This window comes from Salsuginibacillus halophilus, assembly GCF_003014715.1.
GTDB classification, from domain to species: domain Bacteria; phylum Bacillota; class Bacilli; order Bacillales; family Marinococcaceae; genus Salsuginibacillus; species Salsuginibacillus halophilus.
The window spans coordinates 246,405-259,889 of sequence record NZ_PYAV01000003.1; the positions used below are offsets into that span (position 1 = coordinate 246,405).

At 41.0% G+C, this 13,485-nt stretch carries 13 protein-coding genes; 6 read left to right on the forward strand and 7 right to left on the reverse strand.

What is annotated here, in order from left to right; genetic code table 11:
* The first annotated feature begins 18 nt into the window (after positions 1-18).
* The 3 genes from tatA to B0H94_RS03990 are packed head-to-tail and all read left to right on the forward strand — an operon-like array spanning position 19 to position 1,886.
* On the forward strand, positions 19-219 hold the full coding sequence (gene tatA, locus B0H94_RS03980; protein WP_106587947.1) for a twin-arginine translocase TatA/TatE family subunit: 201 nt from the start codon (positions 19-21) through the stop codon (positions 217-219).
* Positions 216-962 carry a twin-arginine translocase subunit TatC gene (tatC, locus tag B0H94_RS03985; protein ID WP_106587948.1) on the forward strand — a complete coding sequence of 249 codons (747 nt, stop codon included), beginning with the start codon at positions 216-218 and terminating at the stop codon, positions 960-962. The genes tatA and tatC overlap by 4 nt, the downstream gene beginning before the upstream one ends.
* Before the next feature lie 18 nt (positions 963-980).
* On the forward strand, positions 981-1,886 hold the full coding sequence (locus B0H94_RS03990; RefSeq protein ID WP_106587949.1) for a manganese catalase family protein: 906 nt from the start codon (positions 981-983) through the stop codon (positions 1,884-1,886).
* Positions 1,887-1,918: 32 nt separating this feature from the next.
* Here the strand turns inward: B0H94_RS03990 and B0H94_RS03995 are convergent, their stop codons facing one another.
* The 3 genes from B0H94_RS03995 to B0H94_RS04005 form a co-directional block, all read right to left on the reverse strand.
* Complete coding sequence (locus tag B0H94_RS03995; RefSeq protein WP_245893894.1) at positions 1,919-2,341, reverse strand: CoA-binding protein; 423 nt, start codon at positions 2,339-2,341, stop codon at positions 1,919-1,921.
* Positions 2,342-2,483: 142 nt separating this feature from the next.
* Positions 2,484-2,768 carry a Tn3 family transposase gene (locus tag B0H94_RS15490; RefSeq protein WP_427909926.1) on the reverse strand — a complete coding sequence of 95 codons (285 nt, stop codon included), beginning with the start codon at positions 2,766-2,768 and terminating at the stop codon, positions 2,484-2,486.
* A 350-nt stretch (positions 2,769-3,118) separates the two neighbouring features.
* Positions 3,119-4,531 (reverse strand): hypothetical protein, encoded by a 1,413-nt coding sequence (locus B0H94_RS04005; RefSeq protein ID WP_146139906.1) that lies wholly within the window; start codon positions 4,529-4,531, stop codon positions 3,119-3,121.
* 157 nt (positions 4,532-4,688) lie between these two features.
* On the opposite strand from B0H94_RS04005, the gene B0H94_RS15495 reads away from it, so the two are divergent.
* The 3 genes from B0H94_RS15495 (at position 4,689) to B0H94_RS04025 (ending at position 9,508) form a co-directional block, all read left to right on the forward strand.
* Positions 4,689-4,955 (forward strand): BlaI/MecI/CopY family transcriptional regulator, encoded by a 267-nt coding sequence (locus tag B0H94_RS15495; protein WP_106587952.1) that lies wholly within the window; start codon positions 4,689-4,691, stop codon positions 4,953-4,955.
* A 687-nt stretch (positions 4,956-5,642) separates the two neighbouring features.
* The gene (desB, locus tag B0H94_RS04020; protein WP_106587954.1) at positions 5,643-6,695 is read left to right on the forward strand and encodes a Delta(10) desaturase DesB; all 1,053 of its coding nucleotides are present in this window, start codon (positions 5,643-5,645) and stop codon (positions 6,693-6,695) included.
* 782 nt (positions 6,696-7,477) lie between these two features.
* Positions 7,478-9,508, forward strand: coding sequence for a sigma-54 interaction domain-containing protein (locus B0H94_RS04025; RefSeq protein WP_106587955.1), 2,031 nt, complete (start codon positions 7,478-7,480; stop codon positions 9,506-9,508).
* Positions 9,509-9,692: 184 nt separating this feature from the next.
* Here B0H94_RS04025 and B0H94_RS04030 read toward each other — a convergent pair whose 3' ends face one another.
* From B0H94_RS04030 to B0H94_RS04045, 4 genes are all read right to left on the reverse strand, one after another.
* Complete coding sequence (locus tag B0H94_RS04030) at positions 9,693-10,358, reverse strand: ABC transporter ATP-binding protein (protein ID WP_106587956.1); 666 nt, start codon at positions 10,356-10,358, stop codon at positions 9,693-9,695.
* Positions 10,359-10,363: 5 nt separating this feature from the next.
* Positions 10,364-11,647 carry an ABC transporter permease gene (locus tag B0H94_RS04035; protein WP_106587957.1) on the reverse strand — a complete coding sequence of 428 codons (1,284 nt, stop codon included), beginning with the start codon at positions 11,645-11,647 and terminating at the stop codon, positions 10,364-10,366.
* 16 nt (positions 11,648-11,663) lie between these two features.
* Positions 11,664-12,659 (reverse strand): FtsX-like permease family protein, encoded by a 996-nt coding sequence (locus B0H94_RS04040; protein ID WP_181315245.1) that lies wholly within the window; start codon positions 12,657-12,659, stop codon positions 11,664-11,666.
* Positions 12,660-12,756: 97 nt separating this feature from the next.
* Positions 12,757-13,155, reverse strand: coding sequence for a hypothetical protein (locus B0H94_RS04045; protein ID WP_106587959.1), 399 nt, complete (start codon positions 13,153-13,155; stop codon positions 12,757-12,759).
* Positions 13,156-13,485 lie beyond the last annotated feature (330 nt).

Below are 13,485 nucleotides of genomic sequence, written 5' to 3' on the forward strand. Positions count from 1 at the left end.
TTTTAAGGAGGTTAAATGATGCTTACAAACATTGGTGTACCTACGTTAATCTTAATTTTAGCGCTTGCCCTCCTCTTATTCGGACCGAAAAAGCTTCCTGAAATCGGAAGTGCATTTGGCCAAACCCTTGCCGAGTTTAAACGCTCAACAAAACAGTTAATGGATGAAGAACAGGAGACAGAACACCCGGCTGAAAACACCGGAGAAGACCGCTCATGACACAGCGGACATTTGATGTGCCGGAGGCCGGTCGGCGTCCGGCACTTCAGCATTTGCTGGAATTGAGGCGGGCAATGCTTCGTTCGTTTGTCATCTTACTGCTTTTGTTTATCGGTATGGTGATCACGTTAAGGCTGGGCATGGATCTTATCTTAGGGGATCACGAACTTGTCATGCTCGGTCCGATGGATGTCATCCGGTTGTATATGACTGTCTCCGGGGTGTTATCACTAGGGTTGGCGCTGCCGTGGTTTTTGTTTGAAGCCTGGCGGTTTATTAAGCCGGCACTGCATGACACAGAAGCCCGCTGGATGGCAAGTGTTGTTCCTGCGTCCCTTTTTTCATTTTTAACCGGCATTTCGTTTGGGTATTTTATCGTGTTTCCAGTTGTTTATGACTTTTTATTAGGTCTTGGTTCACTCCATTTTTCAATGATGATCACGGCTGAAGATTATGTATCATTTCTACTCATGTCCACCCTCCCGCTCGGTGTGTTGTTTCAACTTCCACTTGTCTTGATGGGGTTCGCCGCAATGGGCCTTGTAACGGCTGAGCGTCTTTCTGCTTCGCGTAAATATGCGTACTTTACGTTGTTTTGTTTGTCGGCGTTTATTACACCGCCGGATTTGTTGTCCGATTTGTTAGTGCTCGGTCCATTTTTTCTACTGTATGAATTCGGCATTCTCTTAGCCCGCTGGGTTGAACGGCGCCGCACGACAGCTGAACCACTCGCTAAGAGTTAATTTGTAGGAGGAGATGAATTGTTTAAACGTATAGATCGTTTGCAAGTGAAACTGCCAAAACCAAGCCAGCCTGACCCAGCGTCAGCCCAAGCGGTACAGGAACTACTCGGCGGACGTTTTGGTGAGATGTCCACGATGAACAATTATTTGTATCAGTCTTTTAATTTCCGGGCGAAAAAGAAACTCCGTCCGTTTTACGAGCTGATCGCAAGCATATCAGCTGAAGAAATCGGCCATGTTGAACTCGTAGCCAACACGATTAACCAATGTCTCGACGGCCATATCGGAAACAAAAGCAAGAATCCTGATGAAACACCGCTGCGTGAAGCACTCGGCTTCGGAAACAAATTTAATTTTATTCTCGGCGGGCAAAACGCTGTACCCACCGGTGCTGACGGCCGGCCCTGGTCAGGGGATTACGTCTTCTCCAGCGGTAATTTAGTTGATGATTTGCTGCATAACTTTTATTTAGAGTGCGGCGCAAGAACGCATAAAATGCGGGTGTATGAAATGACCGACAACGAAACCGCCCGCGAATTGACCGGATACCTGCTCGTTCGCGGCGGGGTGCATGCTGTCGCTTATGCAAAAGCATTGGAGGAGATCACAGGTGTAGATATGACGAAAATGCTTCCTGTCCCTGACCTTGACAACTCCAAATTTGATTATGCACGTAAATATGAAGAAGAAGGCTCGCACTTAAAGCTTTATCGTTTCAGCGACCATGATTACGGGCTGCTTGACCGTATTTGGAAAGGCCCTACCCCTGTTGGACCTCCAGGTGAACTTGAAGTTGTAGAAGGCGTGCCTGATGGCGCAGAAATTCCGGATTATGAACACATCCCGGAAGAATTCGCACCTGGATTTGACGAAGAACAGTTCCGTGAGCTATCTAAGCGTTTAAAATACGAAGCAGGATTGTAAAAAAAGCAGCCGGCCGGCTGCTTTTTTCTTCGTTATTTTGATTGTAGAAGCTTACCGTGCTCTACTTTAATGCAGCGGTCCATCACAACCGTCATACCTGCTTCTACTGCAGTTTGTGCAGCGTCCTCGTGCGATAAACCAAGCTGGGCCCAGAATACATCCGCATCAATTTGAGCCGCCTCTTCTGCAACTTCCGGTAAGTGTTCACTGCGGCGGAAAACGTTAACGATATCCACCTTACCTTCAATATCTTTTAAGCTGCTTACAGCCTTTTCACCAAGAACTTCATCTACGGTTGGATTCACCGGAATGATTTCATAGCCGTGTTTTTGCATAATATGACTCACTTCATAAGAAGTACGGTCTGGGTTTCCTGAGAGACCAACAACCGCGATCCGTTTCGCATTTTTTAACATTGTGCGCACTTGTTCATCAGCAGGGTTTTGAAAAGACAATGTAATGCCTCCTTTTTTGAATCTACTCCTACCTAATCTTCCCTGAAACGTTTTCAAATAAACCAATCTACTTGGGGGTAGTCCGAGATACGTGTAACATCTACACCAAATATGTTATTATTCACCATATTAGATGATCGTCTTACAGAATCAGTCTACCATCCACTGGTTGAGGTTCCGTTTCTAAATTAATGGTGTATTCCCCGAACCTTTTGATGTGACTCACTAAGTAAGGGCTTAGATGGCTGATGTCATCATCGTGTACCTCATAACCCTCCTTCGACAAGGAACGTAGTACATTCGTAAGATCTACAACATTGTGAAAGATCAAGGCATTGGATACCAATTCATTGTACTTCATGATCTTTTCTTGTTGCTCCGGATCGTTTGTAGCGATGATTCCTTTACCACCGATTATTTTCCACATATTTTTTGTATTGTCTTTCACTTAGAAACCAGATGCAAATTCCCATTAGTGAGCCGAATATAATTGAAGGCAATAGGTGTTCATAAAAAACAAAAAAATATCCTTGATAAGTGTAGAATACATAACTAGTAAGGAGAAAACCACTTGCATACATTAAAATCCCATATAAAAAGACGTATCCCCATAGCCCTAGTTCTCTTGTTTTTCCCCACTTTTTCAATTGTTTCTCTTTGTTTAAAATAGTATCATTCCCTTTCTATACTTGCCTTACCATGGAGAACCCTTACTTAACTAAATTCCTCGTGGATTAAAGAAATAGTCTTTATACCGTAAACTTAGATAATCGCTACCTACCAAATCGCAAGCATGATCATTAAATAAATCTGGACGAGGACGTAAAACGCGATCGAATAGCCGAGATTAAAACGCAGCCCGTTCTTCCACATGCTGAGTCCATTCGACTGACTCAGAACAATTAAAGGTAAAATTAGCGGAGATAAAAAGACCGTAATCGCACTACCCAATGTCAAGCTGAGAACGACTAATTCTGGTGGATAAGGCAGGCCTGCACCTTCAAGGATACCTCCGACGAGCACCATCACGGTTAGCGGACCGAGTCCTACAAAGCCTAAGAAAATGACGAGAAATGGCAGAATCCAAAGAATATGGAGAAAGGTCGTTTCTGACATCGTGACAATCATGTTAATTGCCCAGGCTCCGCCGCCTGATTCATGTACGATGGTAATAAGCATGCCCGCAGAAAGCATGATGCCCAGCTCCTGGGATTTTTGTATCAAGCCGGATTGGAGATACGTTCGGGTCTGGCTGAAGAACGGACGGCTTTTCTTTTTCAATACATAATAACTGATCGACCAGACAGGTACGCACATAGAGATGGTAAGCAGCAAGCCCCAGTCTACGAAGCTGTTGATAACGAGTATCGGGCCGAACAGGGTGACAAATAGGGTGATAAATTCTCGGGCCAGGGATTGGTGGCGCGAGGAGTCGGTTGCTGCCAGCTTGTTGTCCAGCTCTTCTAAGATGCCGGCTGTATAGTCAATTCCGCTGCGCTTTTCATGTATGATGAGAAATACTAAGGATAGCCCTACGCCTAACAGGGCGATAAAAAAGCCTTGGATTAAGGTGAAACCGAGGGAGGCGCCGGTGCTTTCAATAATAAAGACGACGCTTGGAATGCTGATGACCCAGATCGTACTAACGCCGAATCCGCGTAGCAGAGCCGTTCCTTTGAAGTACTCCCAATCTTCGCCTTTTTTGTCGCCGAGTAAGACTTGTACAAATTGAAACAGCATCGGGATGGCGCCGAATAACAGGAAATATGCCACAAGCTGCGTGATAAACATTAAGCCTGTATAAAACCGCTTGCTCGTTTTAAATAATTGCTTGGCGGAACCGACGAGGGCTTCAATATAATGTTCTTCGCGCAGCACCCAGCCGATCGCCGGCACGACTAAGAGCAGTAATATGACACTGCTCATTTCGCGGATGCCTATCCAAAGCATAGGCCACAGTTCCGTTCCGAGCGCGGCCAGTCCTACAATGAGTGAGCCAAATGTTAATAAATAAGGCACTGGTCCTTTCGCAGGGCCGAGGTGAATGAGCGCAAGCACTAATGCTGTGATACCTGCCGCTGACATGAGGTGAAACACCCAGTCTGCACTTATAATAAGAGATACAATATGTAAGAGGGCGTAGCTGATAATACAAATGGTAAAACTATATCGCATGAAGACGTTATACATTGGTGATTCCTTCTCCTTGGCTAAATAGATAGCCAATTTTTTTAAGCTAATCTTGATGGTTGCTATGTCATCAGCAAGAACATGAAACTTTCTTATATTGTGACACCTTTTTGAATGAATGTATATTATGAGGGCAGGCTTTATTTACTAGAAAGGCTTGCTTCAGCACCTTGTTATACATTCAAAAGCCAGAACATTTTTAGCACGTTTAACAGAAAAAAGAATCGTGCAGACCACACGAATCGGAAGAGCCAATCATTATGAGCCTTACATCACAAAACAGCAATACCGTAACGCTGAAACCCAGCAATTCATTGATGATGTTCATAAAGGTTCTGTTTCCGGCTTGCTTCATACCTTGTGTAACAATGGCGATCTAACCAAAGACGATATTGAAAGCCTAATGAAAAGGCTGAAAGAGTAGGTGGAACCATGTTGACTGATATCTATTCACAATTGTTGATCATGTCAGCTGTAGCCGGGGTTTTATATCTACTTTTGAAACTAGCCAATAAGCTAACCAAAAAATATTTCACAGCAACATGGCACTATTATTCGCACCTTTTAATGTATTCCTTACTTTTTGATAGTGTCCTTTCTGAACAGGCAGGGGACAACCAGAAGTGAGCAGCACGTTGAGATACCTTCTTTTCCAGTGCTGGAGCAATCCGCCTCCTCTGGTGCGGGGCAAGAGGCTGCGACACCTCCATCTTCCTTGCAAGAGGGAGGTCAAAGCACCATGGCATATGTGCTTGATTTTGCACCTTATCTGCTCCTGGCTGAAACCGTGATTTTCTCCCGTAGATATTATGCAACAACTCGGTCATTCTTCCGTACAAACAACTAGTTTATATACAAATCCAGGTTTAGACCACCGTAAAAAAATGATGAGCGAGATGGATTCATAAGGTTCTCTCTCGCTTTTACATTTTGCATGTCTTTTGTTATCTCCCGCATCATATTATATATTGACGGTAATTATTAGTACCTGGTTATAATTTTTGATTGACCTGCTGAATCAAAGATTGATATGATTAGTTTATAGAAAACTTTACAGTGTTAAAGTGATTGAAGAACGTGAAGACGTTTCCAAATAGAAGGGAGTGTTCACATGAGTGAACTCCATCATTTCGGGTGGTACGCAGCCTCCATAAAAAAGCATTTACCCCAAGACGTATTTAAACCCGTTCCAGCTCGACTGTTCGGTGGTTTAGCTTATTTAACTATTGTAATTGGATCATTTTTGTTAATCGGTCTTTTTGACCTCCATCTCCTCTTAAATTTAGCACTGTCCTTTATTATTGGTGCTAGTTTCGCTGGAATGGGATTTTTAGGTCACGAGATATTGCACGGGACGGTGGTTAGAAAACCGTGGCTGCGAGATATTTTAGGTGCGATTGCATTTTGGCCGCTAAGTACGGGACCAAAACTTTGGCGGAAATGGCACAACATTACCCATCACGTTCATACTCAGCATGGTGATGACGATCCTGACGCTTGGCCAACACTAGAAAAAATTTCAAAAATGAAAGGGTTTCGTCTCGTTTACCGATTGCCCTTACGTATTCGTGCAACGTTTAGCTTTGCATCGTTAGCGATTCAGTTTACGGCTCATTCGTTAAAAATGTTTACGGTCTACATTAAAGAATTTAAACCACGAAAGCAGCCTGCAGTGTTATTTCAAACGCTGGCTCCATGGATTACTTGGATCGGTTTATTGTTTATCATCGGTTTTCAAAACTGGTTGTTTGCGTTTTTAATTCCTCTTTTGATTGGGAATTTCATTGTAATGGCTTATATATCAACGAATCACCGTTTAAACCCATTAGTGCCAGTAAATGATCCGCTTGCAAACAGTCTTTCGGTTACTGTACCGAAATGGGTGAACGTGATCCACTTTAACTTTTCTTATCATACGGAACACCACTTGTTTCCGGGAATGAGTTCAAAGTACTATCCACTCGTCAAAGAGCACATCAAATCAATGTGGCCCGAACGTTACCATGAGATGCCAATGGCTAAAGCTTTAAAAGCGCTTTGGCAAACACCTCGTGTTTATTTTGACGATAATGAACTTGTAGATCCAAGAAAAGCTGAAACGTATGGCTCGTTAGGAAACGGACTGGATCCGTCAAATATTCAATCTAGATCGTACAAAGACTAACAGACCAACGATGTAAAAGAGGCTGGGACAAAACTCCGTTAAAAAGAATGAGGCCTGCCTCAAAAGCCTTTGTAAAACATTCAAAAATCCGTTGTGATGGTGATTCATCACAGCGGATTTTTGAGTAGGACTCGCAGGCGCACACACCCTAGAGTTCAAGTCCCGAACGGTGAAGGTGGTTTCGTTGTAGCTGTTAGCCCATTTTGACCATTGGCATTGGTATGGATTTCGTCTGAAGAGAAAGGGTCATGACGCGGTGAGGAACACGAAGTCTGATGTGGTGGGAAGCAATAACAGGGTCATACAAAAATCACTATATACGTCGTTAATAACCGATGGTACTTTTAAATGTCTCGATAAAGAAGCTTCATATTTGTAAATATCGTTCCTTCCAATAAGAACAAGCCAATAATGCTAAGCTAATAAAGGACTTCTATTCTTGCTCTTTCAAATGTGGTAAGATGTTGATAATTCATGGCAGTACCTCCGTGTATATGTTTGATGTGGTGATCTACATTTTACACGAAGCTGCCATGTTTTTTTATATTCCACGAAAATTTAAGGTGTTGCGCTTAATATTACAATTCGTCATCGTTGCGATTCCATACTCTTCAGTTAAGGTTGCTTTATACTTTTGTCAGTTATAATCCAATAACCTCATATGGAATATTTTTACAAATTCGATGTAGATGTTACACGTATCTCGGACAACCCCCTACTTGGCGCAGGGCTGTGTTTTCGGTATGCTGAAAATATAATACAACGATTTAAAGGGGTATCCCATGAACGATCATAAAGACTCACTTGTGTGTTTTACAGGTACAAAAGAAACAAAGAAAGCCGTCGCTCAACAATTAAAAGATGTCTTTGATGGCTCACTCAAGGTTGAAGCCTATGCAGTCGAAGAAGGATTACCAACGCATATCGAAACTGCTTATGCTTTGTACTCCTCGGCACTTGTATATGAAGAAGTTGCGGCAACAGTTGTACCGGACAGCGTACCGATTATTGCCGGCAGGATGATGAATTTTCATTATCTTGATGAACTTTTAAAACTTCCACCAGACACTCCAGTTTTATACGTCAATGATACCCAAGAAACTATAGATGAAAGCATAGCCTCGTTAAGAGCTCTTGGCATTGATCATATTCATTGGATCCCATATGCTCCAAACCAATCGCTGCCTAAAGCACCTTTAACATACGCTGTCACTTGCGGTGAACCAGCATTAATTCCTGAAGAAATCCCGTATCAAATCAATATTGGTGCAAGGCTGTTGGATTTCTCAACGATCTATGAGTTGTCTTCCATCTTTTTTCAAGCTCAACCATTACAACACATCTCTGAAAGCTACCTCAAGCAGATGGTTCAGCTCCAGCGCCGTGTACTGCAGGCACAAACGTCTGCAGAGCAGTTAAGCACCCACCTTTATCACGTCTTAAATGGAGTGAATGACGGTATTTTAGCCTTTGATACATCTGAGCGTGTTACCGTTTGTAACGAACGCCTCGCGCGTCTTCTTCATATTCCGGTACGTTCTGCAACACATTTAAAGCTTAAACAGCTTCTGCCCTTCTCAGACCTTCAATCTTTTTTATTAAATGGAGCGCATGACACAAGTGAGGTGTTTGATGTATATGGAAATCAAATGCTTGTACACCGGATGGAACGATCTGTGGACGGAATTGTGATCGCAACATTTGATGCGGCAAATACAAACGGCGGCGCTTCCCCCTCTTTTGAAGTTATCCAAAAGGGGCAATATGCCAAGTATAGTTTTGATGATATTTTAGGTCACAGTCCGGTGCTCAATCAGGCAAAAGCGCTTGCTAAAAAGCTTTCACTCGTAGATCACAGCATTTTAATAACAGGTGAAACAGGTACAGGCAAAGAATTATTTGCAAGCGCGATTCATCAAGCTTCCCCTCGTGCACATGGGCCTTACCTTGCCGTAAATGTCAGCTCTCTTCCTGAACACCTGCTTGAAAGTGAACTGTTCGGCTATGTAGACGGAGCGTTTACAGGTGCACGCAAAGGCGGAAAAAAAGGCTTATTTGAACAAGCCCAAGGTGGAACAATTTTCCTTGATGAAATTGGTGATATCTCCCCGACTGTACAAGCTCGATTGCTTAGAGTACTTCAAGAAAAAGAAGTACTCAGAATCGGCGGGGAAAATGTTCTCCCAGTCAACGTGCGTGTGATCAGTGCGACAAATAAAGATTTAGCAGAAGAAGTCTACCAAGGTCGTTTCCGGAGTGATTTGTACCACCGTATGAACGTATTGCAATTAAGTGTTCCGCCGCTTCGCAACCGACCTGAAGATATCGAATCATTACTTTATCATTTTTTAGATGAGTTAAAGAGCTCAACAACTTTGATTCCACATGAGGTCGTGCTGTATTTGCAAGGGTTAAGCTGGCCCGGCAATGTTCGTGAATTAAAAAATATCGTTTCCTATATGGCCACTGTTGCCGAAGGAAATACGATAACGATGCAAGATCTCCCTGAACGACTACAGCAAAATACAGCGGTTGAGCATGATGAAGCTTTAAAAACATTTGCTGAAGGGTCCTTACGTGAAGATGAGTGCACTTTAATTCAGCAATTGATGTTTTTTGAACAGCGAGGCATTAATCCCGGGCGGAAAAGATTGGAACGGCAGATTCAAGAAGCAGGCATGAATTATACTGAACATCATATTCGAACATTGATTGATCAACTTGCTGATGCAAACCTTGTGATCAAAGGAAGTGGCCGTCGAGGTATTCAATTAACGGATCAGGGGCGCGCACTTCTCAAGCAGCGCAAGTAAAATAAGAGGTGAAAACTGGTTAAATCACTCTCCAGTTTTCACCTAAAATATACTGATACTTGTTAAAGGGGGTACTCCGAGATACGTGTAAAATTAGGACATAGGATGGAATATATTACCTATGAAACTGCTATGGAAGGATGATACATCGATCTATCCTTCCTTAGCTTATTTATATACTTACTTATTTGTCAACGACAGTGCCACCTTGTATATAATATACTTTATGACATACGGCTGCTACGTGCTGATCATGAGTGACAAGAATGATCGTTTTACCTTGATGATTCAATCTTTTACATAAATCTAATATATCTTTTTCCGTTTCCTCATCCAAGGATCCCGTAGGTTCATCAGCCAATATTAGGTCAGGATGTTGAACTAATGCCCGTGCAATTGCCACTCGCTGTGCTTCTCCTCCTGATAACATATCTACCCAACGATGTTTTAAATAGTTAATCCCCAATGTATCTAGTACTTGGGTAACTTCTGTTTCTCTTTGTTTGTTTGATTTCTTACTATATCGCAAGGGTAACCCTACATTCTCAGCAACATTTTTACTATCAATCAGAGGGTAATTCTGGAGGATAAATCCAATATTCTTTTTACGGAAGTTGGCTAACTCATCCATTCTCTTATCAGTAATTCGAGATTCCTCGTATAAATAGATTCCACTATCTGGTTGGTCCAATCCAGCAAGGATATTAAGCAGCGTGGATTTCCCGGAGCCACTCCGTCCCATTATAGCAATCATATCTCCTTTTTCTACTGCTAAGTTAACCCCCTTCAATACTTCAATTTTGCTTTTTCCAAATGGGTAAGATTTTTTTAAATCTTTAACTTCAATCACAATTATCACTCCTCACGTTTCAACAACATAGAGATTGTTAAACGACGAAATTGGATATAAATCGGAATGACCGCTAATAAGATCATCCCCACCACAGACGCTGCCATGACTAAAACGTATAATGGCGGCAAATCTTGAAGGACTGTCATAAATAAAAAAGTGATGAATGCCCCGGGAATACCGACGGTAATGAAGACTTCTGCCAAGAAATACTGAAAAAGTGACTTCATAGTTCCTCCAGATATTAGATGAATCATCATGTTTCGGTAATTATCATGGATTTTCTTTATCATCAAAGTTGAGATACTTAAACTGCATGCTATCAACAGAACAATGGATAAACATAAAACCCAGTAGATATTTTCTTCAACGGCATCGAAAAAATCACCAAGAACAGTCGTTGAATAGCCCATCAATTCAAAGTGTGGGAAATCTGCTGCTGCTTTTGCTGACTCAATTTCTTCTTCTACAACATTCCTTTCTTCTGAACTATAAATGGCCCCGTTAATCATTTGAAAATAATGTCTTTGTTGGAATTCTTCTTCTGTATTGTCTGAAGGATCTTCAAACTCTTGTGCTGGCATTATAATATATCGATCCAAATAGGTTTCTGGTAATTGAGGACTGGTAACAAATGAATCTGATTCAACAAATCCTTGAACCTCAAGATGAAATTCCTCAAATAAGTAATTGACATGTAAGGTATCTCCAATTTGGTATGTGTCAGCGTAATCAGCTCCTAGGAGGATTGGAATTACTCCTGGGTTGTTTGCATGATGGAAATCCTCAGCAGTAAAAGATGTTCCTTCACTCAAGTTAACAGGAAACATTTCAAAAGCTTGTTCATTTAACTGAACAGCTTTTAATGAATAATAAAGATCACCATCTTCATCTTCAGCAGGAGGTAAAGGATTCCCCTCTTCATAACCTTGTAAAAATTCTTCTTCAATATCATCTATATCAGTAGACATTTCAATAGGTTGTTCAAAATTATATATAAATTTCTCATTGATATCATCTTCTAAATACTCATATAAGCTTTTTACTCGTTCTAACGAGTTTGGCTCGTTTAAGTATGATTGAAAGTCATCATCCTCAAGTAATGTATCCGATATTTGATATACGTTTAAACCCTCAAAAGAATCTATTAAGGCTTCTTTTTGCATAATATTTATATAACTTTGTATTAAGATTGTAACAGTCGTTAGAAATATCATTACACCAATCATGATAAAAAGCGTAAACAATTTTCTCCGTGCAATACTTTCTTTTACTTCTTTATAAATCAAGGCCTATCCATCCCCCTCACTTCATTATATATTTCCTTGATTTTCTATAAGATAACAAAATTGACAGACCAGCAGAGAAAAGAATTAATCCATATCCAATTAACAGGTTTTGTGTGTGCATGCTTGTATGTTGTGGATTTGAAGAAAACTGTAATACCCAAAAAAAACTTATCAATCCCATTAAGTAATAAGGGAAAGACGTGATGCAAAATAATGAAACCACGTAATCTTTGTAAGGTTTATTAGGATTTATACCTAATTGCCACAAGATACGAATCTCGATCTTTCTTTGAGCTACCCAATATTGGATAAAAAAGAAGCTTAAACAGAACAAAAGTAGTATAAAAAAAAGCCCAGTGATAACTTGATAATTTTCTGTCCCCAAAAATCTCTCTGCTCCAATGTCTCCCCGATTTATAGAATCAACAGAAATGTGAGTGTTATTGAAATTCAAATGATCTGGAGAAAGTTGCCCGTTGTTTATATTCAGTACGTAGACCGCGGAAGGAATTGGATTTCCTTCTTCAACTGCATCTATGTTAAATAATATCATTTCATCAATGGGCGAAGAGTAGGAGCCTCCCATAATACCGATGACTTCATAACCATCTCGTTTAATTTGTTCTAATTCATCCTCACTTACGGATTGACCGATCACCGCCCGTTGTTTATCATTATAAAAATCTTCTTCCTCGAAATAACGACCAGATACCATCGGGGGTGAATATGTATCTTCTTGATAATAAAAACCTCTGTATGACTCTTCTATCTCTACGAAAATAGAGTATGCATCGTCCTTATTAAGCTTCCGCCAGTCAATGGGTTCTTCATCATCAGTTACCGTAAATGTCGAAGGGTTAGATTCATATAGCCCACGGCTGAGGATGCTAACTTCTTGTTGATTTATTTGATAAAGACTGAATGTTACCATCATTATACTAAGCAGTGAATACAGCATGATAAGCCATACCGTACCGTTTTTTCGTAATTTAGTGATGGTAACTTTATTCACTACTCCTTCCCCCCTTTCCAAATCAAGGAACAAAGCTACCATTTCAATTGATGGTAGCTTTGTTATATTCAGTAGCATATTGCTATTGATTTAGTATTTACGAAGTTCCCCAAAATGTTTGGGCAAAAGCGTTCCTCTCGGTCCACGGTGATCTAGCTTCAGTCGACCCAGTACCATAAACCCTGCCACTATCAGCATACACGGTGCCCCAAATATGTCCTTCCATTAAGGCACGCGTATAATGATATTGACCGTGCCAAGTTGTTACACCTACTGAACGATATTGATCTTCATTTGGACCTGCTTCTCTCCATCCATCATGATTATCGGGTTCTGAAAGTGCTCCGATATCGGAATCGTTGTTTGTCCAATATCCTTCGCCTTCAACCCAGCCGCCCATTGCTTCATCTTGTTCTTCTTCAACTGCCAAAGCCATAGACGGAATCATAAGACTAACGGATGTCAACCCAATTAATACTTTCTTTTTTAATGCCATTTGATCATCGCCCCTTTTTAAAAAATTTATCTTTCATGAATGTAAGTCTTTGAAGTGGATAATAGCATATATTCCAAGACTACTGATGATAACCTGAGGTGGCGTTATTAGTTCACCCCTTTATATTAATTTTTGAAATATACACTATAAAAGTAATATTATACCAATGTAATTAATGGGTCAATGTCCTTTTACATGAACAAATGGAGAATAGAGTATATCATTGAGGATAAGATGTATATTGCAAAATAGAAGTGCAAAGTTATGAAACGAAAAAGTACATAACGCTGCAGAGCAGAAAAACATAAAAAAAAGACTTGCCAGCCCCAA